Genomic DNA, 25,232 nt, shown 5'->3' with positions numbered 1-25,232 from the left:
CTTCTGGACAGGCCTGGCCTGTCTCGCACCCGGCTGAGCGTGACGGCGCCGCAAGGCGTTAACATGCGTCGCCATGAGCACTACCACAGGCGGCCCCGCCTCCGGCCTTCCCGTTCGCATGCCGCGCCCGCGCCAGACCGGACGCCACCGCCGACCGGAGGCGCTGGCCGCCCCCGAGGGCGCCCCGGTGCTGGTTCTCGCGGTCCCCGGCACTCCTTCCTCCGCCGCGCTGAGCCTGGCGGAGGAGGTCGTCAGCATCGCCCGCTCCGAGCTGTCCGGGCTCGACCCGCGGATCGGCTTCGTGGACGGCGAGGGCGACCAGGACGGCGAATTCCCGTCGCTGCGCAGCGTGCTCGACCAGGTCGCGGGCGAGCGGGCCGGCGAGGACACCTCGGCGGTCGTGGTGCCGCTGCTGGCGGGGCCCGAGGCGTCGGTGCTGCGCCGGATCCGGCAGGCGATCGCCGACAGCAAGGCGCAGGTGGAGCTGACCGAGGTGCTCGGCCCGCACCCGCTGCTCGCCGAGGCGCTGCACGTGCGGCTTTCCGAGGCGGGCCTGGCCCGCGCCGACCGGGCGCGGCTGTTCACGGTGGCGACCGCGGCAGACGGCATCATCCTGGCCACGGTCGGCGGCGAGGAGGCCGCCCAGGCGGCGGGCGTGACCGGGCTGCTGCTGGCCGCCAGGCTCGCGGTGCCGGTGCTGGCCGCGGCGCTGGACGAGGACGGCGCCATCGCGCAGGCCGCCGAGCAGCTGCGGTCCTCCGGGTCCGGCACGCTGGCGCTCGCGCCCTGCCTGATCGGCCCGGAGATCGCCCCTCAGCTGCTCCACACGGCCGCCGCCGAGGCGGGCTGCTCGGGCGCGGACGCCCTGGGCCCCTACCCGGCGGTGGGCAAGCTGGTGGTCACGCAGTACGCGGCCGCGCTGGGCCTCGCGATGCAGCAGCCGCACGGCGCGCCGATCCACTGACGCCCGGCCCGCGCCCCTACGACGACGCGGCGGCGGGCGGCCCCTCCTGGAGGGGCCGCCCGCCGCCGCGTCGTCGTAGGGGCGCGGGCCCCGGCTGTCAGACGAAGAGCACGCAGGACGCGGCGGGCACGTCGATCGAGCCGGCCTGCTTGGGGATGCCGGTGGCCGGGTCGACGTCGAACCAGGTGACGTCGCCGGAGCGCTCGTTGGCCGCGTAGAGCCGGGTGCCCGACGGGTCGAGGGTCAGGTGTCGCGGCCAGTCGCCGCCGCAGCCGACGGTGTCCAGCAGTTCCAGGTTCTCGCCGGTGTCGTCCAGGCCGAGCACCGCGATGCTGTTGTGGCCGCGGTTGGCCGCCCACGCGAACCGGCCGTCGTGCGAGACGACCAGCTCCGAGGGGTAGTTCTCGCCTTCCGCGCCCGCGGGCAGCACCCGGGTCTCGGCGACCGGGCGCAGGCTGCCGCGCTCGGGGTCCCACGAGCAGGCGGTGACCACGGAGTCCAGTTCGTTCATCACATAGGCGTGGCCACCCGCCGGGTGGAAGGCCAGATGGCGCGGGCCGATGCCGGAGCGCAGGCCGAGTTCGCGTTCGATCTCCAGCTCGCCGGTGGCCTCGTCGAGTTCACAGACCCGCACCGAGTCGGTGCCCAGGTCCACACTGACCGCCCAGCGGCCGGTGGGGTCGGACAGCACCGCGTGCGCGTGCGGGCCCCGCTGGCGATCCGGGTGCGGTCCGTCGCCCTCGTGCTCCAGCAGCGAGCGGATCGCGCCGAGGCTGCCGTCGGCCTCGATCGCCAGCACGCTGACGCTGCCGGGCTCGGCGTAGTTGGCGGTCAGCAGGTGGCCGCGGTGGACGGCGAGGTGGGTGGGCGACCCGCCGTGCACCGCAACGGGGGCGCCGAGCAGCTTGGGCGCCGCGGGGTCGGCGAGCGAGAAGGCCGCCGCCGCGCCCTCGGGTTCCGTCTCGCTGACGGTGTAGAGCGTCCTGCCGTCGGGGGACGCGGCCAGGAACGACGGGTTGGGCACGTCGGCGGTGTCCCCGAGCGCCGTCAGCGCTCCCGTGTCCGGGTCGACCGTGGCCGTGGTGAGCCCGCGCCCACCCGCCGAAGTGAACGACCCGATGTAAACGTGCCCGGCCACTGCCGTACCTCTTCCGCCTGATGTCTTTACGGCGGCTGAGAGTAGTACCTGGCGTCGGGCACGTCGCCCCCGGGGCCGCCAGTGGCCCGCCGATGCGGCGGTCCGCCGGGGCCGTTGGGGGCCGCAGGCGGGCGCTTGCTGCGGTGATGGCTCAAAGTAGCCGGTCCCGTCCGGGCCATCAGTACGGTGATCATGACATCGCGACGATGGTGAGGAGACCGCGGGCCCATGCCCTTCGACGCCCTGGACGCCCGCATACTGCGACTGCTGCTCGACCGGCCGCGCACCAGCGTCCGCGAGTACGCCCGCATCCTGGGCGTCGCCCGCGGCACCCTGCAGGCCCGTCTCGAACGGCTGGAACGCGACGGGGTGATCGTGATGGCGGGCCCCAGGGTCTCCCCCGCCGCCCTGGGGCACCCGGTGCTGGCCTTCGTGCGGATCGAGGTCGCCAGGGGCCACCTGGACGACGTGGCCGACGCGCTCGCCGCGGTGCCCGAGATCGTCGAGGCCTTCTCCATCACCGGCAGCGGCGGCGACCTGCTGACCCGGGTCGTCGCCAGGGACAACGGGCACCTGGAGGGCGTCATCCAGCGGCTGGGCAGGCTGTCCGGTGTGGTGCGCACCCGCACCGAGATAGCGCTGAGCGAGCGCGTACCGCACCGGGTCCTGCCGCTGGTCGAGTCGCTGAGCCCGGATCAGGGCCCCGAGCAGGGACCCGGCCCCGAGCCCGAAGTCCAGGACCCGGCGGACGGCGCTCAGCGCGACGCCAGGTAGTCCTTCGCGGCCTGCGGCGCCTTGGCGTACGACCCGGCGTCGAAGGGCGGCTGCGGGTCGTACTCGATGGCCAGTTGGAGGGCCTGCGCCACGACGGGCCCGGCGGTCAGCTCGGCCAGCCGCAGCGCCATGTCGATCCCTGAGGACACCCCGGCGGCCGTGATGATCCTGCCCTGCTCCACGACGCGCTGCTCGGTGTAGGTGGCGCCGTAGGACTCCAGGAGCCCGACGGCGCTCCAGTGGCTGGTCGCCCTGAGGTCCTTGAGCAGACCCGCCGCGCCCAGCAGCAGCGAGCCGGTGCAGACCGACGTGGTCCAGGTGGTGGTGGCGTCGATCCGCCGGATCCAGTCGAGGAGCGCCTCGTTGCCGACGTTCGCGCGGGCGCCGGGGCCGCCGGGGACGACCAGGACGTCGGCCTCGGTGACGTCGGCGAGGGCCGCGGGGGCTGTCAGGGTGAGGTGTCCTGCCCCGTCGGTGACCGGTCCGGGCTCCGCGGCGGCGAAGACGACGTCGGCGTCCGGCAGCATGCGCAGGACCTCGTACGGGCCGACGGCGTCGAGTGCGGTGAGGCCCTCGAAGACCGGGAAGACGATGAGCATGGGGTGGCCTTTCTGGCCGGGGACGTCCCGGCCGGGAAACGGGGTGCTCGGCTCAGTGCACCGCGGAGTGCGGGGCGAAACGCCTGCGGTATTCGCCCGGCGTGACCTGCACCGAGCGTTTGAAACTGCGCTGGAGGGTCTCGGGATTGCGGTAGCCGCAGGCGCGGGCCACGGCGTCCACGGTGGTGCCGGTGGACTCCAGCAGGCGGCGGGCGGCCTCCACCCGGGCGCTGTCGACGTAGGCCGCCGGGGTGCGGCCGGTCTCGGCGCGGAAGACCCGGGTGAAGTGGCGCTCGCTCATGCCTGCCCTGGCCGCGAGCGCCGGCACCCCGAGGTCGTCGGCCAGGTGGTCGGCGACCCAGTCGACGACGTCGCGCAGGGACTGCCGCTCGGGGCGCTGTGCGGCCAGCTGGGCGCTGAACTGCGCCTGGCCGCCGGGGCGCTGGACGAACATCACCAGCTGCCTGGCGACGGCCCTCGACACCTCGGGGCCGTGGTCCGCCTCGACCATCGCCAGGGCGAGGTCCATTCCCGCGGTGACGCCCGCCGAGGTCCACAGGTCGCCGTCGCGGACGAAGATCGGGTCGGGGTCGACAGCGGCCCCGGGATGGCGCGCGGCGAGCCGCTCGCACATCGACCAGTGGGTGACCGCCCGCCGTCCGTCGAGCAGCCCGGCCGCGCCGAGCAGGAAGGCGCCGCTGCACACCGAGGCGGTGCGGCGGGCGAGCCGGGACATGCGGGCGAACCAGTCCACGAAGGCGGCGTCCTGGCAGGCCTGGTGGACGCCACCGCCGCCGACGGCGACAAGGGTGTCGACCGGTCCCGTGGCCTCGCCGGTCGTCAGGGTCGGCGAGACCGCGAGGCCGCCGCTGCTGACGACGGGCCCGGGGGCCGCGGCCACCGTGTCCACGACCACCGGATTCCCCTCCCCCGGCCGCGCCGTCAGCCGACCGGCCTGCACGAAGACCTCGTTCGGACCCGCGAGGTCGAGCAGTTGGAAGCCGGGGAAGACGGCGAAGACGATACGGCGGCTGGTCATGCCCTCATCGTCGGCGCGGGCCGTGATGGCGGCAAGGACAGCCTTGTGACGATTCCCGCCATGGAGGGCCGGGGAACCGGCCCCGTGCGGCTCGGCGGGCGGCTCGGGCCCCGCGGACGGGCGATGCACGGGGTGCGGATCGGGCCGCGCCGGATCGAGCTGCGCGACCGTCCCGAGCCGGGACCGCCGGAGGACTACGTCGAGACCTTCGGCTGAGCCGCGCCCCGCTCAGCCCCCGTCGGTCTTCTTCGCCCTGCTCGGCTGGACCCGCTTCGGCTCGCCCTTCACCTTCGGGTGCTCCGGGGGGTACGGCAGGTCGCCGAGGCCGTGCTCGCGCTCGTCGCGGTCGGCCAGTTCGAGGGCCGCGTCGAGCCGGAAGGCGTGCTCGTCCATGTCGGCGTGCAGGTCACCGTACTCGGCGAACCGGGCGGGCATGGTGACCAGGTCGAAGTCGGCGGGCGCCACCTCGGTCAGCTCCTCCCAGCGCAGCGGGGCCGAGACCGGCGCGTGCGGGAAGGGGCGCACGGAGTAGGCGCTGGCGATCGTACGGTCGCGCGCGGTCTGGTTGTAGTCCACGAAGATCTTCTCGCCGCGCTCCTCCTTCCACCAGGCCGTGGTGATCCGCTCGGGCGCCCGCCGCTCCAGCTCGCGGGCCACCGCGATGGCCGAGCGCCGCACCTGGGGGAAGGTCCACTCGGGCGCAATCGGCACGAAGACGTGCAGGCCCCGGCCGCCGGAGGTCTTCGGCCAGCCGGCCAGGCCCAGCCCGTCCAGGACGTCGCGCAACTCCTGCGCGGCGCGCACCGCGTCGGAGAAGTCGGTGCCCGGCTGCGGGTCGAGGTCGATCCGCAGCTCGTCGGGGTGGTCGGTGTCGCCCCGCCGGACCGGCCAGGGGTGGAAGGTGAAGGTGCCGAGATTCGCCGCCCACAGCACGGCCGCGGTCTCCGTCGGGCAGATCTCGTCGGCATAGCGGCCGCTGGGGAAGGCGATGCGGCCGGTCGGGATCCAGTCCGGCAGGTTCTTCGGCGCGCGCTTCTGGAAGAACGAGTCGCCCTCCACCCCGCTGATGTAGCGCTCCAGCGTGGTGGGCCGGTCCCTGAGCGCCCGCAGGATCCCGTCGCCGACGCTCAGGTAGTAGCGCACCAGGTCGGCCTTGGTCAGTCCGCGCTGCGGGAAGTAGACCTTGTCCGGATGCGACACCCGCACGGTCCGGTCGCCGACGGTCAGCTCCAGCGTCTCTGCCATGCCCCCACGCTAGAGCGGACGGTCGGCCCGCGCGCCCTGTGCGGCAGGGGCGCGCACAATCGGAGCATGGACTTGCCGGTGATGCCCCCAGTGCAGCCGATGCTGGCCAAGGCCGCGAAGGCCATCCCGGCGGGCATGCAGTACGAGGCCAAGTGGGACGGCTTCCGCGCGATCGTCTTCCGCGACGGCGACGAGATCGAGCTGGGCAGCCGCTCCACCAAGCCGCTCACCCGCTACTTCCCCGAGGTCGTCGAGGCGCTGCGGACCCGTGTCCCGCCGCGCTGCGTGCTGGACGGCGAGATCGTCATCGCGCGCGACGGGCGGCTGGACTTCGACGCGCTGCTCGAACGGATCCACCCGGCGGACTCGCGGGTACGCCATCTGGCCGAGGTGACGCCCGCGGGTTTCGTCGCCTTCGACCTGCTCGCGCTCGGCGACAGGTCGCTGATGGCGGAGTCCCAGCGGGACCGCAGGACGGCGCTGGCGGCCGCCCTGAGCGGCGCCACGGCGCCGGTCCACCTCGCGCCCGCCACCGACGACCTGGCGCTCGCCGCGGACTGGTTCAACCGCTTCGAGGGCGCGGGCCTCGACGGGGTCGTCGCCAAGCCCCCGGACCTGGCCTACCGGCCGGGCGAACGCGTCCTGGTCAAGGTCAAGCACGAGCGCACCGCCGACTGCGTCGTCGCGGGCCTGCGGCTGCACAAGAGCGGGCCGGTGGTCGGCTCCCTGCTGCTCGGCCTGTACGACGGCGAGGGCCGCCTCCAGCACGTCGGCGTCTGCGCCTCCTTCCCGATGCGGCGCCGCGCCGAACTGATGGAGGAACTCGCCCCGCTGCGGATGGAGTCGGTGGCCGGCCACCCCTGGCAGGGGTGGGCCAGCGAGGAGGCCCAGGCCGCCGACCGCCTGCCGGGCGGCCCCAGCCGGTGGACCGGCAAGAAGGACCTGTCCTGGCTGCCGCTGCGCCCGGAAAGGGTCGTCGAGGTCGCCTACGACCACATGCAGGGCGACCGCTTCCGCCACACCGCGCAATTCCGCCGCTGGCGGCCGGACCGCGAACCCGAGCAGTGCACTTACGCGCAACTGGAGGAGCCGGTCGGATACGACCTGGCGGACTTCCTGTCCGGGGAGGGCTAGGGCCTGTCGTTCGGATCTCCGCGGCGTCGCGGTGTCCGGCACGCACATCTTCCGCCTGCCGTCGGCCGGGAGGTGCCCCCAGCGTTGTCGTCGGTCGACGACTCCCCCTGTCCTGACGGCCGGGAGGGCGCTCCCACCGCGTCGCCTCCTTCCTCCGCCTTGCAGCCGCACGCACCGGACACCGCTCCTTCCCCCACGGAGGTCCGAACGACAGGCCCTAGCCGAGAAAGGTGAGCCGCACCTGGCGGCGGGGGTTGTCCCGGTTGGTGTCCACCAGCACCACCGACTGCCAGGTGCCCAGCTCCAGCCGGCCGCCGATCACCGGTAGCGTGGCGTGCGGCGGCACGAGCGCCGGCAGCACATGGTCGCGGCCGTGCCCCGGGCTCCCGTGCCGGTGCTGCCACCGGTCGTCGGCGGGCAGCAACTCCCGCAGGGCGGTCAGCAGATCGTCGTCGCTGCCCGCGCCCGTCTCGATGACGGCGACCCCCGCGGTCGCGTGCGGCACGAAGACGTTCAGCAGGCCGTCGCCGCCGTTCGCCTCCTCGCGGAGGAAGTCCGCGCAATCGGCGGTGAGGTCGTACACGCGTTCCACCGAGCCGGTGGAGACGTCGATCAGGCGCGAGCGGTTGCGGTTGGCCATGCCGCCATTCTCCTCCCGGGTGGGCCAGGGGAGTGCCACCTGCTGTGGCGTGGCGTCTTCGGCGGCGCCGTGGCTCGGCTCGCAGTTCCCCGAGCCCCTGGGTGGTTGCCCCTTGCGGTGCGTCCCTGGGCCGCCGCCCGGTGCGGGGTTGCGCGCGCAGTTCCCGCACCCCTGGGTGGCAGCCTCGTTCTGTCGCGTTCACAGTTGCGGTCCACTGTGGCTGGTCGCGCAGTTCTCCCCCAGAACTGCGCGACAAGCCCCCGCACAGCGCAGGTGTGGAGTCCGCGGCTGTACCCGCCCCCACGGCGGTGGGGGTCATTGCCGCGGGGGGCGATTGGTCTGTACCATTCAGCGGGCCTGGACGGCGTCTCGTCCTTGCCGCAGCCCGGAGGGGGTGAACGCGTTGCGCCGGCTCACCGCGCTCGTCGACTCCTGCCTGCTGCCCACCGTGCGCGGCCGGCACGGCCGGTTGCCCGAGTGGATTCTGCGGGGGCTGGAGAACGGCACCCCGGGTGCGGCCGTGGACGCGCAGGGCGCTGCGGCGCGCGCGACGGCCGACGCGTTGCGGGCCGCGCTGCCCGACGCGCTCACCGGGCATCCGGGCCCGGCCCGGCGGGACGGCGGCGACGCGGCGGCGGCCGACCTCGTCGCGGCGGGCGCCAACCTCCACCTGGCCGTCCGCCCAGGACTTCGCGCCGACGAGACCCGCGTCTTCGTCACCGACCTCCAGACGCACGGTGTGGCCGCCGCGCTCGGCCCCTTCACCGCCGGAGGCAGCCTGCGGCCCTTCGCCGAGGGCGCCGCCGCGGGCGTACGGGCGATCACCGCGGGGCACACCCCGGTGCCGGACGACGAGCAGTTGCCCGCGATGCTCAGCGCCCGGGCGGTGACCGGGGTGTTGCGCGGGGACCTCGGATACGGCGGGGTCGTGCTGAGCGACACGATCGACGCGCCGGCGATCGTCGACGGCTGGGGCGTACCCGGCGCCGCGGTGCTGGCGTGGATCGCCGGCGTGGACCTCGTACGGCTCGGCCCGTCGAGCGGCGCGGGCGTGCGGGACGCGATCCACGCCGCCGCGGCCCGTGCGGTGGCCGACGGCGACCTGCCGCAGCGGCGGCTGGAGGAGGCCGCGGAGCGCGTCGCCCGGCTGCGGCGCTGGGCCTCGGAGCCGCGGATGCCGGCCGCGGAGCCCGCACGGACCGCCGGCACGGGCTGACGGCACCTGCCGCGGGGCGGGCGGGAAGCTTTCCCCTGGTGCCACGGTTGGCACAGTCATGAACGACGCGGTGCGCGAGGTCGAGGTGGCGGTGGTCGGCGCGGGGCAGGCCGGCCTGTCGGCGGGGTATTTCCTGCGCCGCTCGGGCCTCGCCCCGGACACCGGCTTCGTCGTGCTCGACCACTCCCCCGGCTCGGGCGGCGCCTGGCAGTACCGCTGGCCGTCGCTGACGTACGGCAAGGCGCACTGGGTGCACGAACTGCCCGGCATGCCGTTGGGCGACGCGGACCCCGACCGGCCGTCGGCGGAGGTGGTGGGCGACTACTTCGGCCGCTACGAGCGGGAGTTCGACCTGCGGGTGCACCGCCCGGTGGACGTGGCGGCGGTGCGTGAGGGGGGCGGCGGGCGGCTGCGGCTCGAGACCGACGCCGGGACCTGGTCGGCGCGGGCGCTGATCAACGCGACCGGCACCTGGGACCGGCCCTTTCTGCCGTACTACCCGGGCCAGGAGACCTTTCTCGGCCGTCAGCTGCACACCGCGGGCTACCGGGGCGCGGCGGACTTCGCGGGCCTGCACGTGATCGTGGTCGGCGGCGGCACCTCGGCGGTGCAGCTGCTGATGGAGCTGGCCGAGGTGGCGCGCACCACCTGGGTGACCCGGCGGCCACCGGTCTTCCGCAGCGCGCCCTTCACCGAGGACTGGGGGCGTGAGGCGGTCGCGACGGTCGAGCGGCGGGTACGCCAGGGGCTCCCGCCGCAGAGCGTGGTGAGCGTGACCGGCCTTGCCGCGACCGACGCCGTCCGGCAGGCCGTGGACCTCGGCATATTGCGGCGGCAGGAGATGTTCGACCGGATCACGCCGCAGGGCGTCGCCTGGAGTGACGGCCGCACCCTGGACGCCGACGTCATCTTGTGGGCGACGGGATTCCGCGCCGCCCTGGACCATCTCGCCCCCCTGCGGCTGCGCGAGCAAGGCGGCGGCATCGCGGTGGACGGCACCCGGGTGGTCAAGGACCCGCGGATCCATCTGGTGGGCTACGGGCCGTCGGCCAGCACCATCGGCGCCAACCGCGCCGGGCGTACCGCCGTACGCGACATCCGGGCCCTGCTCTCGGAGCAGGACCGTGCCGCCGAGCCCGCCGCGACTCGCCCGCTCGAAGGCGTGCGCTGAGCCCAACGACGTGGCCTTCGCCGCGCCCGCGTCAACAAACATCGGATGTCTCCTTCCCTGCGGAAGGGGATTGCGGCAGTATGGGCGCATGCGTGATCGAGATCAGCCCGGCTTGCGCCGGGGCGGCGCGGAGGACCCATGCGCGTAGCGCTTTTCGTGACCTGTGTGAACGATTTGCTCTACCCGGACACCGGGCGGGCGGTCGTCACGCTGCTCGAACGCCTCGGCGTGGACGTCGACTTCCCCACCGCCCAGACCTGCTGCGGCCAACCCCAGTTCAACACCGGCTACCGCCACCAGACCGAACCCCTCGTACACCGCTACGCCGCCGCCTTCGACGGCTACGACTACATCGTCACCCCCTCCGGCTCCTGCGCCGCCATGGTCCGCGAGAACTACCCCCGCATCGCCCGACGCGCCACCACCGAAGGCCGCGACAACGGCCTGACCCGAGCCGCGGCAACCACCGCACCCAGAACCTACGAACTCACCGAATTCCTCGTCGACATCCTCGGCGTCACCGACGTCGGCGCGTACTTCCCCCACACCGTCACCTACCACCCCTCCTGCCACGGCCTACGCACCCTCGGCCTACGCGACCGCCCACGCCGACTCCTCCAAGCCGTACGCGGCCTCGAACTGCGCGAACTCCCCGGCGCGGAAGAATGCTGCGGCTTCGGCGGCACCTTCGCCGTCAAGAACCCCCACGTCTCCACCGCCATGGGCCACGACAAGATCCACAACGCCCTCACCACCGGCGCCCCGATACTCTGCGGCGCCGACAACTCCTGCCTCATGCACATCGACGGCCTCCTCCGCCGGCACCACACCCCACTCCGGACCGTCCACCTCGCCGACATCCTCGCCTCCACCGAAGAACACCCCTACACCGCACCGGAAAAGACGGGAAACCTCCGATGAGCGGAACCTACCTGGGGCTGCCCGCCTTCCCGCAAGCCGCACGCCTGTCGACACGCGACGAGCAACTGCGGGCCAACCTGCGGCACGCCACCCACACCATCCGCGCCAAACGCGCCACCGCCATCGCCGAACTCTCCGACTGGCCCGAGCTGCGGGCCGCAGGCACGGCGATCAAAGACCACACCCTGCACCACCTCGACCACTACCTGGAACAACTGGAAACCGCCGTCACCGCAGCAGGCGGCACCGTCCACTGGGCCATCGACGCCGACGACGCCAACCGCATCGTCACCGACCTGATCCACGCCACCGGCGAGACCGAAGTCGTCAAGGTCAAATCCATGGCCACCCAGGAGATCGGCCTCAACGAAGCCCTCGCAGAGGCCGGCATCAACGCCTACGAGACCGACCTCGCCGAACTCATCGTCCAACTCGGCAACGACAGGCCCTCCCACATCCTCGTCCCCGCGATCCACAAGAACCGCACCGAGATCCGCGACATCTTCCACACCCACATGGCCGCCTGGGGCCGACCCGCACCCGACGACCTCACCGACGAGCCACGAGACCTCGCCGAAGCCGCCCGCCTCCACCTGCGCGAGAAATTCCTCCGCGCCAAAGTCGCCGTCTCCGGCGCGAACTTCATGATCGCCGAAACCGGCACCATGGTCGTCCTGGAATCCGAAGGCAACGGACGCATGTGCCTGACCCTCCCCGAAACACTCATCTCCGTCGTCGGCATCGAGAAGACCATCCCCACCTGGCGCGACCTGGAAGTCTTCCTCCAGACCCTGCCCCGCTCCTCCACCGCCGAGCGCATGAACCCCTACACCACCACCTGGACCGGCACCACCCACGGCGACGGACCCCGCACCTTCCACCTCGTCCTCCTCGACAACGGCCGCACCGACACCCTCGCCGACACCACCGGCCGCCAAACCCTCCGCTGCATCCGCTGCTCAGCCTGCCTCAACGTCTGCCCCGTCTACGAACGCGCCGGCGGCCACGCCTACGGCTCCCCCTACCCCGGCCCCATCGGCGCCATCCTCACCCCCCAACTACGCGGCACCACAACAGCCCTGGACGCCTCACTCCCCTACGCCTCCACCCTCTGCGGCGCCTGCTACGACGTCTGCCCCGTCGCCATCGACATCCCCGAAGTCCTCGTCCACCTCCGCGAACGCATCGCCCAAGGCGGACCCACCACCCGCCACGGCACCAAAGCCACCATCAAACCCGCCAAAGGACACGCCACCGAACGCGCCGCAATGCGCGCCGCCGCCTGGACACTGGACCACCCCGCCGCGTGGACCGCCACCCAGCGCCTCGCCACCCGCACCAGGGCCCTCCACCCGCGGCGCGTGCCCGGCAGGACAGCCAGCGCCTGGACCGCCACCCGGGATCTGCCCACCGTCCCCGCCCGTACCTTCCGCGACTGGTGGCAACACCGCGAACCCGACCCGAAGGACTCCCAGCAGTGACCGCGAACACCAGTCGGGACGAGGTCCTGCGCCGCGTCCGCCAAGCCCTCGGCGACCGGCCCGGCAGCACGCCCGACCCCGGCACCATCCCCCGGACCTACCTCACCACCCACGCCGACCGCACCCCCGAGCAGTCCGCCGACCTGCTGGCGGACAACCTCGCGGACTACCGCGCCCACGTCCACCGCACCCACGCCGCGGGCCTGCCCGCCACCATCGCCCACCTGCTGGCCGACCACGGCACCCGAAACGCCGTCGTCCCACCGGGCGTCCCGGCCGACTGGCTCAGCGCCACCGCCGGTGTCGAGATCCACCACGACCACGGCGAACTGACCGCCCGCACGCTCGACACCGTCGACACCGTCATCACCGGCTGCGCCCTGGCCATCGCCGAGACCGGCACGATCGTCCTGGACACCTCACCCGACCAGGGCCGCCGCATCCTGACCCTCGTCCCCGACCACCACATCTGCGTGGTGAACACCCCGGACCAAGTGGTCGACTCACTCCCCCAAGCCCTCCCCCGCCTGACCCCGGCCCACCCCCTGACCTGGATCTCCGGCCCCTCCGCGACCAGCGACATCGAACTGGACCGCGTCGAAGGCGTCCACGGCCCCCGCACCCTCGACGTCATCCTGGTGGGGCCGCCGTCCGGCCCCCGTTGACGAACGGCCCGCGGCGCCCCGGTCAGGGCGCGCTGACGGCCATCTGCGTGTCGCGCCGGACCAGCGCGGCGTAGCGCCCGCCCGCCGCGAGGAGTTCGTCGTGGGTGCCGCGCTCGATGATCCGCCCGGCGTCGAGGACGACGATCTGGTCGGCGTCGCGGATGGTGGACAGCCGGTGGGCGATGGTGATGGTGGTGCGGCCGGCCGACAGGGTGTCGATGGCGTCCTGGACGGCCTGCTCGGTCCTGGTGTCCAGGGCGCTGGTGGCCTCGTCGAGGATCAGCACCGGCGGATTGCGCAGGATCGTACGGGCGATGGCCAGGCGCTGCTTCTCACCGCCGGAGAAGCGGTAGCCGCGCTCGCCGACCAAGGTGTCGTAGCCGTCGGGCAGTCCGGTGATGTGGTCGTGGATCTGCGCGGCCCGTGCGGCGGCGTGGATCTCCTCGTCGGTCGCGTCCGGCTTGGCGAAGCGCAGGTTCTCGGCGACCGAGGCGTGGAAGAGGTAGGTCTCCTGGGAGACCACGCCGACCGCGGCGGCCAGCGTGTCGAAGGTCAGGTCGCGGACGTCGGTGCCGTCGATCGTGACCCGGCCCGCCGAGACGTCGTAGAGCCGCGGCACCAGGTAGCTCAGGGTGCTCTTGCCGGAGCCGGTCGCGCCGACGACGGCCAGGCTGCCGCCCGCGGGCACGCTCACGTCGATGCCGGTCAGCGTCGGGGAGCCGGACTCGGGGTCATAGGCGAAGTCCACGCCCTCGAAGGCGACGTCGCCGTGCACGGTCCCCAGGTCCCGCGCGCCGGGGCGCTCGGTGATGTCGAGCGGCAGGTCGAGGTATTCGAAAATGCGCTGGAAGAGCGCCAGCGACGTCTGCACCTGCACACCGGTGGCCAGCAGCGAGACGGTGGGCCGGAAGAGGCCCTGCTGGAGCGAGACGAAGGCGACCAGGGTGCCGATGGAGATGGCGGGACCGCCGTGCCCGGTGGTCAGCCCGGCCGTCCAGTACAGCAGCGCGGGCATCGCGGACATCACGATGCCGATGATGGCCATGCGCCAGCGGCCCTGCATGTTGGAGCGCACTTCGAGGTCCACCAGGCGCTCGGACTCGGTGGAGAAGTCGCGGGTGAGCGAGTCGGCGCGGCCCATGGTGCGGCCGAGCAGGATGCCGCTGACCGACAGCGACTCGGTGACGATCGCGGACATCGAGGCCATCTGCTTCTGCCGCTCGGTGGCGATCTTCTTGCGCTCGCGCCCGACTCGGCGGGCGATCCAGACGAACAGCGGGAGCAGCAGCAGGGAGACGATGGTCAGCCGCCAGTCCAGCGCGGCCATCGCCACGACCGAGGCGATCACGGCGGTGGCGTTGGAGACCAGCGAGGTCGCGGTGGACGTGACGGTGGCCTGCATGCCGCCGATGTCGTTGGCGATCCGGGACTGCACCTCGCCGGTGCGGGTGCGGGTGAAGAAGGCCAGCGACATGCGCTGCAGCCGCTCGTAGACGGCGGTCCGCAGGTCGTGCATGACGCGCTGGCCGACGGTGGTGGAGATCAGGGTCTGCAGGACGCCGAAGACGCCGGTGGCGACCGCGGTGCCGATCATGCCCAGCACCAGCAGGCTCAGCAGGCCGGTGCGGCCCTGCGGGATCGCGGTGTCCAGGATCGCCCGCAGCAGGAACGGCGAGGCGACGGAGACCAGGGAGGACAGGCCGACCAGCACGCCCACGACGGCCAGCCGGCCGCGGTAGGGGCGGAAGAGCCGCGTGATGCGGCGGACGTCGGTGGGCTCGGTGGGTTTCTTCTTCGGTGGCGTCCACCGGGATGCGAGATCGTTTTCGGGGCGCAAAGGACTCCTCGGGACGTGACGGCAGGGTCGTGCCTACGGAACTCTCGACAAAGAGTGTAGGTCATTGTTACCTATGCTCACAATGAACTAAGTCCTGCTACGCTGTATTCCATGGACACCCGCACCACCGAGGCCGCGCCGCCGGTCGCCGTGCCCGCGCAAGCAGCCGCGGACGAGGTCACCGGGCGGCTCGCCGACCAGCTGCTGCGGCTGAGCCGCCGGCTGCACAGGGCCCAGCGCCGGCTGCTCGAACCGCTGGGCATCACACCCGCGCAGGCCCGGCTGCTGCGGACGCTCGCGCACTGCGAGGAGCCGCCGCGGATGGCTGATCTCGCCCAGCGCCTCGACGTGGTGCCGCGGGCGGTGACAACGCTGGTGGACGCGCTGGAGGAGCAGGAGCTGCTGCGCCGGGTGCCCGATCCGCACAACCGCAGGGTGATCAGGATCGAGCTGTGCGACGGCGGCCGCCGCGCGCTGGCCGATCTGAGGCACGCCAGGCGTACGGCGGCCGCCGAGATCCTGGCGCCGCTGGACGACGCGAGCCGTGCGGCGCTGACCGAGCTGCTCGCGGCGCTCGACCGGGACGAGACTGCGGAGCCGCGGCACTGCTGAGGCAGCGCCGCGGCTCCTGGTTCCTGCTGGGGCGGGCGGTTACTTCTGGAGGTCGACCGGCCCGCCCTGGACGCCCACGCCCGGCGACAGCGGCACGGTGCAGGCGCTGCACCGCTTGGCCGCCGCCGGGATCGCCGTCAGGCACTCCGGGCACTCGCGCATCGGGGCACTCGCGGCCTTCGGGAAGAACTTCTCCTGCATCCGGTTCATCGGCAGCACGACCAGGAAGTAGATCACCGCAGCGACGATCACGAAGCTGATCGTCGCGTCGATGAAGGTGCCGTACGGGAAGGTGACTCCCGAGGCGTGGAAGGTCCTGGCGCTGAAGTCACCGGTGGCGCCGCTGACGAGGCCGACGATCGGGGTCAGGAACGCCTTGACGAAGCCGTTCACCAGGGCGGTGAAGGCGGCGCCGATGACGATGCCGACAGCGAGGTCTACGACGTTGCCGCGAAGCAGGAAGGTGCGGAAGCCCTTCATGAGTGGGGGTTCCCCTCTGTGGTCAAGATCAGTGGAAGACCACAGTGTGCCGGGTCCTGCCGCAGAGGGGTGAATCGGCTGCGCTCGGGCCGCTTTCGCGGTCAGTTGCGCCAGGTGTCGTTCAGTACGGCCTTCCCGCCGGCCGGCACGGTGGCCGTCCGGTTGGCACCCGATTCCCAGGTCACGTTCCCGCTGCCGTCCTTCCGGATGTACTTGTACTGGAAGGACGTGCCCGCGGCCATGGCGACGTCCAGCTTCCACACCGGGTAGCTCGCCGAGGACAGCGGCAGGGCGCTGCCGGTGTTCCAGTTGCCCAGGGTGGAGTTGTCGCCGACGACGTAGATGTTCTGGCCGAAGACGGTGGTGGCGTTCACCGCGAAGGACGCTCCCGCCGCGGGGTCGGTGGAGCCGCCGGTCGTGCCGCCCGTGGTGCCGCACGGCCCCCCGACGTAGAGGGCGACCGCGTCGTTGGCGCCGATGGCGGCGGTGAACCTGCCGTCGGAACCGACGGAGTAGGTGGCGCCGGAGTGCTGGACGTCGCAGTAGGTGCCTGCGGGCAGCGAGGTGGTGAAGGTCTGGGTGAGCGCGCCGCCCTCGTGGTTGATCGCGACGAAGCCCTTGCTGCCGCGGCCGAAGGCGATGGCGTTGTTGCCGTTGTCCCACCAGTTGGTCACCGCGGTGCCGGCGACGGCGTTGCGGAAGCCGACCATGCCGGAGATCTGCGGCCACGCGTGCTGGCACTTCCAGCCGTCGCTGTAGCAGGCGTTGACGGTGCCGCCGTTCGGCGGGCCCGCGTCGTTGTCGGAGAACTCGTAGCCGGAGAAGACGTTCGGCGAGCCGTAGGGCCAGGCCAGCACGTAGACGTTGGCCAGGGTGTAGGTGGCGTTGTCCTTGTAGCTGAGCGTCGAGCCGTTGCGCTCGGTGTCCCAGTTGTCGACGAAGGTGCGGGCCTTGCCGCTCGCGACATAGCCGGAGCCCCAGGACGCGCCCCAGGTCTTCAGTGACGCCAACTGCTGCCCGCCGAAGATCCGCTTGACGTCGAAGGCGCCCTGGAAGGCGTCCACGTCGCCGGTGTTGACGTACTCGCCGGGCTGCACGGCCTCGCCCGCGCCGTAGATCGCCTCCTGCGCCCAGTAGACGTTCGGGTTGCTGAGCTCGGACTTGATCGCCGCGAGGTCGGTCTCCGCCATGTGCTTGGCGGCGTCGATGCGGAAGCCGTCCACGCCGAGCGAGATCAGGTGGTTCAGATAGCCGGCGACGGTGCCGCGCACGTAGTCGCTGCCGGTGTCGAGGTCGGCCAGGCCGACCAGCTCGCAGTTCTGGACGTTGGAGCGGTCCTGGTAGTTGGAGATGTTCGTCCGGCAGGTGTGGAAGTCCTGGTCCTGGTAATAGCCGGGGTAGTTGTACTTGCTGTAGTTCGTCCCGCCGGTGCCGGTACCGGAGCCCGCCGACATGTGGTTGATCACCGCGTCGGCGACGACCTTCACGCCGGCGGCGTGGCAGGTGTTCACCATGCTCGCGAACGACGACTCGTTGCCGAGGCGGTTCTGCAGCTTGTAGCTGACCGGCTGGTAGGAGGTCCACCACTGGTCGCCCTGGATGTTCTCGGTGGCGGGCGAGACCTCGACGTAGCCGTAGCCGGCCGGGCCGAGCTGGTCGGTGCAGGCCTTGGCGACCGAGTCGTAGCGCCACTGGAAGAGCGTCGCCGTGACGTCCCTGGCTCCCGGCGGCGTCGCGTGCGCCTGCTGGACGGAGACGGCGAACAGTCCGGCTGCCGCGACGGCGGCGGCCAGCGAACCGTTCAGGGCACGGGATCTCATGGGCGGCTCCTTCGGTGAGCGGGCACAGCGGTGCCCTGCGAAGGCAGCCACGCGCCTGGCCGCCGGGTGGGGGGAACGACCGGAACTCCGGTCCCTCGGGTTCCGCCCAGGAGCCTCCCGCCGCCGATGCGTACACGTCAAGGTCGCCGACGGAAGAACTTTCGTCGCCTTACTGCAAGTTGTTGCCGCCGTGTTGCCGGCGGTGGAAAACCGCTTGACCCGGCGTGGGCGACTTCGCGAAAGTTGCACGGTTCAGGACGGCACATTCGCGCGCATTCTCCCGATCCGCCCCGCAGGTCCGTCCGTTTCCGCGATCCACCGCTCCGAACCCCAGGACATCATGACGTCCCTACGCGATCTTCCGCTGTCCGACCCGGGCGTGCCCGACGCCCGGTCGGGCTTCCGCCTGCTGCTCTGGCTGGAGGCGAGGCAGTGGCGCGGACAGGTGCTCGCCGCCGCCTGGGGCACCCTGCACATGGCCGCGGTGGCGTCCTTCCCCGCCGCCGTGGGCCTCGCCGTCCAGGCGGTGGTGGACCGCTCGGGTGAGCGGCTGGGCCTGGCCGGCGGGCTGATGCTGCTGCTCGGGCTGCTCACCGCCCTCGGCGACACGATGCTGCACCGCACCGCCGTGACCAACTGGATCAGTGCCGCGGCCCGCGTCCAGCAGCTGCTGGCGGGCAAGACCGTCGAGCTGGGCGCGGTGCTGACCCGGCGGGTGGCGGCGGGCGAGGTGGTGGCCGTCAGCACCGGCGACGTCGAGAAGATCGGCTGGTTCGTCGAGGCCCTGGCCCGCTTCACCTCGGCCCTGCTCGCCACGGTCGGGGTGGCCGTCGCCCTGGTGGTCTACCAGCCCGCGCTCGGCGTGATCGTGGCCGCGTCCGTGCCGGTGCTCGCGCTCGCGGTGCTGCCGCTGCTGCCCGCGGCGACCCGGCGTGCCGACCTCCAGCGGGAGAAGGCGGGCAAGGCCACCGAATTGGCCTCGGACACGGTCGCGGGGCTGCGGGTGCTGCGCGGCATCGGCGGCGAGGAGCTCTTCCTGGAGCGCTACCGCCGCGCCTCGCAGCAGGTGCGGACCGCCGCGGTGCACAGCGCCCGCATGTGGGCGCTGATCAGCGCGGTGCAGGTGCTGCTGCCCGGCCTGCTGCTGGTGGGCGTCGCCTGGTACGGGGCCAGGCTCGCGCTCGACGGCCGGATCACGGTGGGCGAGCTGGTCACCGTCTACGGCTCCGTGGCCTTCCTGATGATGCCGCTGCGCAATTTCGAGGAGATCGCCATGGCGTGGTCCTTCTCCCGCCCCTCGGCCAAGCGCGCGGCCCGGGTGCTGGCGCTGCGGCGCGGACAGGACGACGCGGCCCCGCCCGCGGTGCCTGCCGCCGCCCTTCCCGAGCTGGCCGGGGAACTGCACGACCCGCTGACCGGGCTGCGGGCAGCCCCGGGGCAGCTGACCGCGGTGGTGTGCGGCGACCCGGACGCCGCGGGGCGGCTGGCCGACCGGCTGGGCGGCCACAGCCCTTCGGGGGTCGGCGCGGACCCTTCGGCGACGCTCGGCGGCCACCCGCTCGACGCGCTGCCGCTGGCGGCGGTCAGGGCCGCGGTGCTGGTGCAGGACAAGGACCCGGTGCTGCTGTCCGGCACGCTGGCCGAACTGCTCGCGGTGCCCTCCTCCGGCCGTGTCGCCCCGGACGCGGCGCTGGCCGCGGCCCAGTGCGGCGACGTGCTGGACGCGCTGGCCCAGTCGCTGGTGGACCCGGGCGGCGGAGCCGGGGCGGCGGACCCGATGCGCGCCAGGATCACCGAGCGCGGGCGCTCGCTGTCCGGCGGGCAGCGGCAGCGCCTCGCGCTGGCCCGCTCGCTGGTCGCCGACCCCGAGGTGCTGGTGCTGGACGAGCCGACGTCGGCGGTCGACGCCCACACCGAGGCGCGGATCGCCCGCGCCCTCGGCGCTCTCAGGGCCGGGCGCACGACCGTCGTCCTGACGTCGAGCCCGCTGGTGCTCGACCGCGCCGACCGGGTGGTCTTCGTCGACGACGGCACCGCCGTGGCCGCCGGCGGCCACCACGACCTGCTGCGCACCGAGCCGCGCTACCGCGCCGTCGTCACCCGGGAGGCCGACCCCGGCACCGGCCCGGTCCCCGCGCCCGCGGGCGCCGCACGCACCACCGCCACGATGGAGGAGTCCGCATGATCGGCGTGCGACCGCCGGACCACGATCCGGCCGCGCCGCAGCAGAGCAGCACCCTGCCGGTGGGCTCGCCGGCCACCGTACGCGGCTACGTCCGCGAGCTGGCCCGGCGGCACCGCGGCGCCTTCGCCCTGCTGGTGGGCGTGAACACGGTGGCGGTGCTGGCGTCGATGGTGGGCCCGTATCTGCTCGGCGGCCTGGTGCAGGACCTGTCGGACGGCAGGCGGGACGTCCACCTGGGCCGGGCGGTGGCCTTCTTCCTGGCCGCGCTCGCCGTGCAGGCGTATTTCGTCCGGCTGGTCCGGCTGCGCGGGGCGGTCTTGGGTGAACTGATGCTGGCCGACCTGCGGGAGGACTTCCTGGTCCGGGCGGTGTCGCTGCCGCCCGGCGTCCTGGAGCGGGCGGGCACCGGCGACCTGCTCTCCCGGATCACGACCGACATCGACCGGCTGGCCAACGCGATGCGCGAGGCCGTGCCGGAACTGGCCATCGCCGTGGTCTGGGCGGGGCTGCTGCTGGGCGCGCTCGCCGTGACCTCGCCGCCGCTCGCGCTGTCGGTGCTGGTCGCGCTGCCGCTGCTGCTGGTGGGTGTCCGCTGGTATTTCCGCCGCGCCCCGCAGGCCTACCGCTCCGAGGCCGCCGGATACGCCGCCGTGGCCGCGGTGCTCACGGAGTCCGTCGACGCGGGACGCACCATCGAGGCGCACGGCCTGGGCGATCGCCGGGAGGCGCTGTCGCGGCAGCGGATCGGCCAGTGGGTTGCGTGGGAGCGCTACACGCTGTGGCTGCGCACCGTCCTCTTCCCGGTGATCAACGCCACCCACACGCTGATCCTGACCTCGGTGCTGATGATCGGCGGTGCCTTCGCGCTGAACGGGTGGGTGACGGTCGGCGAGCTGACCACCGGCGCGCTCTACGCCCAGATGCTGGTGGACCCGGTCAACCTCATCCTGCGCTGGTACGACGAACTCCAGGTCGCCCAGGTCTCGCTGGCCCGGCTGGTCGGGGTGCGCGAGGTCGAGGAGTCGGCCGGCGACGACCGGATCTCCCCGCAGGGCCGCGAGGTCGCCGCCGACCGGGTGCGCTTCGGCTACCGCGAGGGCAGCGACGTCCTGCACGGCATCAGCCTCCAGGTGCCGCCAGGCACCCGGCTGGCCCTGGTAGGGCCTTCGGGCGCGGGCAAGTCCACGCTGGGCCGGCTGCTCGCGGGGATCTACGCGCCGCGGACCGGCGAGGTCACCCTCGGCGGCGCGGAGCTGGCCAGGATGCCCGCCGAGCGGGTCCGCGAGCATGTCGCCCTGGTCAACCAGGAGCACCACGTCTTCGTGGGCACGCTCCGCGACAACCTGCAGCTCGCCCGGACCTCCGCGGTGGACGGCGAGCTGTGGGAGGCGCTGAGCGCGGTGGACGCCGACGGCTGGGCGCGGGCGCTGTCGGACGGCCTGGACACCGAGGTCGGCTCGGGCGGCGCCGTCCTCACACCCGCCCAGGCCCAGCAGCTCGCGCTGGCCCGGCTGGTGCTCGCCGACCCGCACACCCTGGTCCTCGACGAGGCCACCTCGCTGCTTGACCCGCGGGCGGCCAGGCACCTGGAGCGCTCGCTGTCCCGGGTCCTGGACGGCCGTACGGTGGTCGCCATCGCGCACCGGCTGCACACCGCGCACGACGCGGACGTGATCGCCGTGGTCGAGGACGGCAGGATCAGCGAACTGGGCAGCCACCACCAGCTGGTCGCCGCGGACGGCGCCTACGCGGCCCTGTGGCGGTCCTGGCACGGCTGACCGCGCCCCTGCCTCCCTCCCGCCCGGCAGGTCCGCCGGGCGGGAGGTCAGCCGATGATGCCCAGGGCGCCCAGGGCGCAGCCACCGCCGACGACGAAGAAGACCGGGGTGAGGACCTTGAGCTCCACCCAGCTGCCGGCCCGGAAGCGCATGAAGCGCGGCGGGCCGACCGGATACCAGCGGCGGCGGCCGATCGGGATCGGCCACAGCACCGGGCAGCCGGACACGGTCAGCGCGTCGCCGATGCAGTGCACCAGGGAGCCCAGCACGATCGGCAGGCCGATCCACAGGTAGTGCTGGCCGGGCTGGGTGAAGAGCCAGTCCTTGCCGTTGCCCGGGTTGTCCAACACGTCGGCGAGCATCCAGGCGCTGGTCGCCCCGAGCAGCCAGACCAGCACGTCGCTCGACATCCTGGCCTGCCGCCACAGCAGGCCCTCCACGGCGAGCACCATGTGGATGAAGAGGATGACCAGCACCGCCCAGCGGCCGCCGAGGACCGCCGCCGCCGAGAAGGCGGCGCCCACCAGCACCGCCCACAGCCAGGTGTGGGTCAGGGTGCGGTGCCCGCCGGCCCGCCGCGGGTCGCCCTGCTTGCGGGTCGCCTTGTACGTGGCGTGCGCCAGCCTGTCCACGATCTTGCACAGCGCCCGGGACAGCGGGCCGAAGGCCCGGGAGATCGTCGCCGCCTGGTGGTCCAGGTCGGGGGCCAGCGCCGCACCCGCGCAGATCAGCGCGCCCACCAGCACTGTCGGCCAGGGCATCGGGTGGCCGAGACCCGCCGCTATCGCCCCGACGCCCAGCCAGGCCGCCGCTCCGGACAGTGAGTGCGCAGGTCCCATCATGGTGCTGCTCCGTCCCCCTGAAATGCCGCCCGCAGGCGGATTTGACGCATAGTTGACGGCACACCTTATCGCCGATGATCACGGCTGCCGCCTCCGGTTCCGCCTGTGACGCCTGGGACAGGCAAGATGGTGGGGTGACCCTTATCGATCAGCTGCCGTCCGATGCCGACCCCGATGCCCTCTTCGAAGCGTTCTCGACGTGGGCCGAGGGGGAGGGCATCTCGCTCTACCCGGCCCAGGAGGAGGCGCTGATCGAAGTGGTCTCGGGTGCGAACGTGATCCTCTCCACCCCGACCGGATCCGGAAAGAGCCTGGTCGCGGCGGGTGCGCACTTCGCGGCGCTGGCCCGCGACGAGGTCACCTTCTACACCGCGCCGATCAAGGCGCTGGTCTCGGAGAAGTTCTTCGACCTCTGCAAGCTCTTCGGCACCGAGAACGTCGGGATGCTGACGGGCGACGCCTCGGTGAATCCCGACGCGCCGGTGATCTGCTGCACCGCCGAGGTGCTGGCCTCGATCGCGCTGCGGGACGGCAGAGCCGCCGACGTCGGCCAGGTGGTCATGGACGAATTCCACTTCTACGCCGAGCCGGACCGCGGATGGGCCTGGCAGATCCCGCTGCTGGAGCTGCCGCAGGCGCAGTTCCTGCTGATGTCGGCCACGCTCGGTGACATGTCCCGCTTCGAGGAGGACATGACCCGTCGCACGGGGCGGCCCACCACCGTGGTGCGGTCGGCGACCCGTCCGGTGCCGCTGAGCTACGAATACCGCGGCACCCCGCTGACCGAGACGCTGACCGAACTGCTGGAGACCCGTCAGTCGCCGGTCTACATCGTGCACTTCACCCAGGCCGCGGCCGTCGAACGGGCGCAGGCGCTGATGAGCATCAACATGTGCACCAGGGCCGAGAAGGACGCGATCGCCGATCTGATCGGCAACTTCCGCTTCACCACCACCTTCGGCCGCAACCTGTCCCGCTACGTCCGGCACGGCATCGGGGTGCACCACGCGGGGATGCTGCCGAAATACCGCCGGCTGGTCGAGAAGCTGGCGCAGGCGGGACTGCTCAAGGTGATCTGCGGTACGGACACGCTCGGCGTGGGCGTCAACGTGCCGATCCGCACGGTGCTCTTCACCGCGCTCACCAAATACGACGGGCAGCGGGTGCGGGTGCTGCGCGCCCGGGAATTCCACCAGATCGCCGGCCGCGCCGGACGGGCCGGCTTCGACACCGCGGGCTTCGTGGAGGCGCAGGCGCCCGAGTACGTCATCGAGAACGAGAAGGCGCTCGCGAAGGCCGGCGACGACCCGAAGAAGCGCCGCAAGGTGGTGCGCAAGAAGGCGCCGGAGGGCTTCGTCGGCTGGTCGCAGGCGACCTTCGAGAAGCTGATCGGCTCCGACCCCGAACCGCTGACGTCGCGCTTCCGGGTCACCCACGCGATGCTGCTGTCGGTCATCGCCCGCCCGGGCAACGCCTTCGACGCGATGCGCAGCCTGCTGGAGGACAACCACGAGGAACGCCGCGCGCAGCTGCGGCACATCCGGCGGGCCATCGCCATCTACCGCTCGCTGCTGGCCGGCGGTGTGGTGGAGCGGCTCGACGAGCCGGACGCGGAGGGCAGGATCGTCCGGCTCACCGTGGACCTGCAGCAGGACTTCGCGCTGAACCAGCCGCTGTCGACCTTCGCGCTGGCCTCCTTCGAACTGCTCGACCCCGACTCGCCCTCCTACGCGCTGGACATGGTGTCGGTCGTGGAGTCGACGCTGGACGACCCGCGGCAGATCCTGGCCGCCCAGCAGAACAAGGCCAGGGGCGACGCGGTGGCCGCGATGAAGGCCGACGGCGTCGAGTACGAGGAGCGCATGGAGCGCCTGCAGGACGTGTCCTACCCCAAGCCGATGGAGGAGATCCTGCTGCACGCCTACGGCGTGTACCGCAAGAGCCACCCGTGGGTCGGTGATCATCCGCTGTCCCCCAAATCCGTGGTGCGCGACATGTACGAGCGCGCGATGACGTTCTCCGAATTCACCTCGTACTACGAGCTGGCCAGGACCGAGGGCATCGTGCTGCGCTATCTCGCCGGCGCCTACAAGGCGCTGGAGCACACCGTGCCCGACGACCTCAAGTCCGAGGACTTCCAGGATCTGACCGCCTGGCTCGGTGAGCTGGTCCGGCAGGTCGACTCCAGCCTGCTGGACGAGTGGGAGCAGCTGGCCAACCCCGAGGAGGAGAGCGCGGAGGAGGCCGCCGAGCGCGCCGACCAGGTCAAGCCGGTCACCGCGAACGCCCGCGCCTTCCGGGTGCTGGTCCGCAACGCGCTCTTCCGCCGGGTGGAGCTTGCGGCGCTGGAGAAATACCACCAGCTCGGCGAGCTGGACGCAGAGTCCGGCTGGGACGCCGACACGTGGGCGGAGGCGATGGACGCCTACTGGGACGAATACGACGACCTGGGCACGGGCCCCGACGCCCGCGGCCCGAAGCTGCTGCAGATCGAGGAGCAGCCGGAGCACGGGTTGTGGCGGGTGCGCCAGACCTTCGCCGATCCCAACGGCGACCACGGCTGGGGCATTTCGGCCGAGGTGGACCTGGCGGCCTCCGACGAGGAGGGCCGGGCGGTGATCAGACTCACCGGCGTCGGCGAGCTGTGAGGGCCCCGGCCCCGCCGCCGGTCGGCGCCCCGGGTGCCCGGCC

The 25,232-nt window shown here is 72.6% G+C and carries 22 protein-coding genes; 13 read left to right on the top strand and 9 right to left on the bottom strand.

Annotated features, from left to right (window positions below; genetic code table 11):
* The first annotated feature begins 73 nt into the window (after window positions 1-73).
* Window positions 74-964, top strand: coding sequence for a hypothetical protein (locus OG900_35885; protein WUH95007.1), 891 nt, complete (start codon window positions 74-76; stop codon window positions 962-964).
* A 97-nt stretch (window positions 965-1,061) separates the two neighbouring features.
* Here OG900_35885 and OG900_35880 read toward each other — a convergent pair whose 3' ends face one another.
* Complete coding sequence (locus OG900_35880; protein WUH95006.1) at window positions 1,062-2,102, bottom strand: lactonase family protein; 1,041 nt, start codon at window positions 2,100-2,102, stop codon at window positions 1,062-1,064.
* 228 nt (window positions 2,103-2,330) lie between these two features.
* Here OG900_35880 and OG900_35875 point away from each other — a divergent pair, with 228 nt between their 5' ends.
* Entirely contained in the window at window positions 2,331-2,876 is a 546-nt protein-coding gene (locus OG900_35875; protein ID WUH95005.1) for an Lrp/AsnC family transcriptional regulator, read from the top strand.
* On the opposite strand, the gene OG900_35870 is transcribed toward OG900_35875, so the two are convergent.
* Both OG900_35870 and OG900_35865 read right to left on the bottom strand, forming a co-directional pair.
* On the bottom strand, window positions 2,858-3,475 hold the full coding sequence (locus OG900_35870; protein ID WUH95004.1) for a DJ-1/PfpI family protein: 618 nt from the start codon (window positions 3,473-3,475) through the stop codon (window positions 2,858-2,860). The genes OG900_35875 and OG900_35870 overlap by 19 nt on opposite strands.
* A gap of 52 nt (window positions 3,476-3,527) precedes the next feature.
* Window positions 3,528-4,514, bottom strand: coding sequence for a GlxA family transcriptional regulator (locus tag OG900_35865; protein WUH95003.1), 987 nt, complete (start codon window positions 4,512-4,514; stop codon window positions 3,528-3,530).
* A gap of 45 nt (window positions 4,515-4,559) precedes the next feature.
* On the opposite strand from OG900_35865, the gene OG900_35860 reads away from it, so the two are divergent.
* Complete coding sequence (locus tag OG900_35860; GenBank protein WUH95002.1) at window positions 4,560-4,730, top strand: hypothetical protein; 171 nt, start codon at window positions 4,560-4,562, stop codon at window positions 4,728-4,730.
* Between the two features lie 12 nt (window positions 4,731-4,742).
* Here the strand turns inward: OG900_35860 and ligD are convergent, their stop codons facing one another.
* Window positions 4,743-5,759 carry a non-homologous end-joining DNA ligase gene (ligD, locus tag OG900_35855; GenBank protein ID WUH95001.1) on the bottom strand — a complete coding sequence of 339 codons (1,017 nt, stop codon included), beginning with the start codon at window positions 5,757-5,759 and terminating at the stop codon, window positions 4,743-4,745.
* A 66-nt stretch (window positions 5,760-5,825) separates the two neighbouring features.
* Between ligD and OG900_35850 the strand changes: the two genes are divergently transcribed.
* Window positions 5,826-6,893: an ATP-dependent DNA ligase gene (locus tag OG900_35850; protein WUH95000.1), complete on the top strand. Its 1,068-nt coding sequence runs from the start codon at window positions 5,826-5,828 to the stop codon at window positions 6,891-6,893.
* A gap of 217 nt (window positions 6,894-7,110) precedes the next feature.
* Here the strand turns inward: OG900_35850 and OG900_35845 are convergent, their stop codons facing one another.
* Complete coding sequence (locus OG900_35845) at window positions 7,111-7,533, bottom strand: YjbQ family protein (GenBank protein ID WUH94999.1); 423 nt, start codon at window positions 7,531-7,533, stop codon at window positions 7,111-7,113.
* A 394-nt stretch (window positions 7,534-7,927) separates the two neighbouring features.
* Between OG900_35845 and OG900_35840 the strand changes: the two genes are divergently transcribed.
* From OG900_35840 to OG900_35820, 5 genes are all read left to right on the top strand, one after another.
* Window positions 7,928-8,749: a hypothetical protein gene (locus OG900_35840; protein ID WUH94998.1), complete on the top strand. Its 822-nt coding sequence runs from the start codon at window positions 7,928-7,930 to the stop codon at window positions 8,747-8,749.
* Window positions 8,750-8,807: 58 nt separating this feature from the next.
* Complete coding sequence (locus OG900_35835; protein ID WUH94997.1) at window positions 8,808-9,920, top strand: NAD(P)/FAD-dependent oxidoreductase; 1,113 nt, start codon at window positions 8,808-8,810, stop codon at window positions 9,918-9,920.
* Between the two features lie 138 nt (window positions 9,921-10,058).
* Window positions 10,059-10,841, top strand: a complete 783-nt coding sequence (locus OG900_35830; GenBank protein ID WUH94996.1) for a (Fe-S)-binding protein — start codon at window positions 10,059-10,061, stop codon at window positions 10,839-10,841.
* Window positions 10,838-12,322: a lactate utilization protein gene (locus OG900_35825; GenBank protein WUH94995.1), complete on the top strand. Its 1,485-nt coding sequence runs from the start codon at window positions 10,838-10,840 to the stop codon at window positions 12,320-12,322. The genes OG900_35830 and OG900_35825 overlap by 4 nt, the downstream gene beginning before the upstream one ends.
* Window positions 12,319-12,987 (top strand): LUD domain-containing protein, encoded by a 669-nt coding sequence (locus OG900_35820; protein WUH94994.1) that lies wholly within the window; start codon window positions 12,319-12,321, stop codon window positions 12,985-12,987. Before OG900_35825 ends, OG900_35820 begins: the two co-directional genes overlap by 4 nt.
* Window positions 12,988-13,009: 22 nt before the next feature.
* Here OG900_35820 and OG900_35815 read toward each other — a convergent pair whose 3' ends face one another.
* Window positions 13,010-14,746 (bottom strand): ABC transporter ATP-binding protein/permease, encoded by a 1,737-nt coding sequence (locus tag OG900_35815; GenBank protein WUH96045.1) that lies wholly within the window; start codon window positions 14,744-14,746, stop codon window positions 13,010-13,012.
* Between the two features lie 189 nt (window positions 14,747-14,935).
* On the opposite strand from OG900_35815, the gene OG900_35810 reads away from it, so the two are divergent.
* Window positions 14,936-15,436, top strand: a complete 501-nt coding sequence (locus OG900_35810) for a MarR family transcriptional regulator (protein ID WUH94993.1) — start codon at window positions 14,936-14,938, stop codon at window positions 15,434-15,436.
* 39 nt (window positions 15,437-15,475) lie between these two features.
* Here the strand turns inward: OG900_35810 and mscL are convergent, their stop codons facing one another.
* Both mscL and OG900_35800 read right to left on the bottom strand, forming a co-directional pair.
* Window positions 15,476-15,916, bottom strand: a complete 441-nt coding sequence (mscL, locus tag OG900_35805; GenBank protein WUH94992.1) for a large conductance mechanosensitive channel protein MscL — start codon at window positions 15,914-15,916, stop codon at window positions 15,476-15,478.
* Between the two features lie 101 nt (window positions 15,917-16,017).
* Window positions 16,018-17,736 (bottom strand): alpha-amylase family glycosyl hydrolase, encoded by a 1,719-nt coding sequence (locus OG900_35800; GenBank protein ID WUH94991.1) that lies wholly within the window; start codon window positions 17,734-17,736, stop codon window positions 16,018-16,020.
* Between the two features lie 340 nt (window positions 17,737-18,076).
* Here OG900_35800 and OG900_35795 point away from each other — a divergent pair, with 340 nt between their 5' ends.
* Entirely contained in the window at window positions 18,077-19,921 is a 1,845-nt protein-coding gene (locus OG900_35795) for an ABC transporter ATP-binding protein/permease (GenBank protein ID WUH94990.1), read from the top strand.
* A complete protein-coding gene (locus OG900_35790; GenBank protein WUH94989.1) occupies window positions 19,918-21,699 on the top strand; it encodes an ABC transporter ATP-binding protein/permease in 1,782 nt (593 codons plus the stop codon). The genes OG900_35795 and OG900_35790 overlap by 4 nt, the downstream gene beginning before the upstream one ends.
* A 47-nt stretch (window positions 21,700-21,746) precedes the next feature.
* On the opposite strand, the gene OG900_35785 is transcribed toward OG900_35790, so the two are convergent.
* Window positions 21,747-22,541, bottom strand: a complete 795-nt coding sequence (locus OG900_35785) for a metal-dependent hydrolase (GenBank protein ID WUH94988.1) — start codon at window positions 22,539-22,541, stop codon at window positions 21,747-21,749.
* A gap of 134 nt (window positions 22,542-22,675) precedes the next feature.
* Between OG900_35785 and OG900_35780 the strand changes: the two genes are divergently transcribed.
* Window positions 22,676-25,189, top strand: a complete 2,514-nt coding sequence (locus OG900_35780) for a DUF3516 domain-containing protein (GenBank protein WUH94987.1) — start codon at window positions 22,676-22,678, stop codon at window positions 25,187-25,189.
* The last annotated feature ends 43 nt before the right edge of the window (window positions 25,190-25,232 follow it).

Source organism: Streptomyces sp. NBC_00433 (assembly GCA_036015235.1).
In the GTDB taxonomy this organism is placed as follows: domain Bacteria; phylum Actinomycetota; class Actinomycetes; order Streptomycetales; family Streptomycetaceae; genus Actinacidiphila.
This window is presented reverse-complemented; position numbering and strand designations above follow the sequence as displayed.

Bases quoted from the DNA above. Each gene is read 5' to 3' on its own strand.
- OG900_35835 (WUH94997.1), top strand. From the start codon at position 8,808: ATGAACGACGCGGTGCGCGAGGTCGAGGTGGCGGTGGTCGGCGCGGGG.
- OG900_35810 (WUH94993.1), top strand. From the start codon at position 14,936: ATGGACACCCGCACCACCGAGGCCGCGCCGCCGGTCGCCGTGCCCGCG.
- OG900_35875 (WUH95005.1), top strand. From the start codon at position 2,331: ATGCCCTTCGACGCCCTGGACGCCCGCATACTGCGACTGCTGCTCGAC.
- OG900_35800 (WUH94991.1), bottom strand. From the start codon at position 17,736: ATGAGATCCCGTGCCCTGAACGGTTCGCTGGCCGCCGCCGTCGCGGCA.
- OG900_35850 (WUH95000.1), top strand. From the start codon at position 5,826: ATGGACTTGCCGGTGATGCCCCCAGTGCAGCCGATGCTGGCCAAGGCC.
- OG900_35795 (WUH94990.1), top strand. From the start codon at position 18,077: ATGACGTCCCTACGCGATCTTCCGCTGTCCGACCCGGGCGTGCCCGAC.
- OG900_35885 (WUH95007.1), top strand. From the start codon at position 74: ATGAGCACTACCACAGGCGGCCCCGCCTCCGGCCTTCCCGTTCGCATG.
- OG900_35785 (WUH94988.1), bottom strand. From the start codon at position 22,541: ATGATGGGACCTGCGCACTCACTGTCCGGAGCGGCGGCCTGGCTGGGC.
- OG900_35865 (WUH95003.1), bottom strand. From the start codon at position 4,514: ATGACCAGCCGCCGTATCGTCTTCGCCGTCTTCCCCGGCTTCCAACTG.
- ligD (WUH95001.1), bottom strand. From the start codon at position 5,759: ATGGCAGAGACGCTGGAGCTGACCGTCGGCGACCGGACCGTGCGGGTG.
- OG900_35790 (WUH94989.1), top strand. From the start codon at position 19,918: ATGATCGGCGTGCGACCGCCGGACCACGATCCGGCCGCGCCGCAGCAG.
- OG900_35830 (WUH94996.1), top strand. From the start codon at position 10,059: ATGCGCGTAGCGCTTTTCGTGACCTGTGTGAACGATTTGCTCTACCCG.
- OG900_35870 (WUH95004.1), bottom strand. From the start codon at position 3,475: ATGCTCATCGTCTTCCCGGTCTTCGAGGGCCTCACCGCACTCGACGCC.
- OG900_35825 (WUH94995.1), top strand. From the start codon at position 10,838: ATGAGCGGAACCTACCTGGGGCTGCCCGCCTTCCCGCAAGCCGCACGC.
- mscL (WUH94992.1), bottom strand. From the start codon at position 15,916: ATGAAGGGCTTCCGCACCTTCCTGCTTCGCGGCAACGTCGTAGACCTC.
- OG900_35845 (WUH94999.1), bottom strand. From the start codon at position 7,533: ATGGCCAACCGCAACCGCTCGCGCCTGATCGACGTCTCCACCGGCTCG.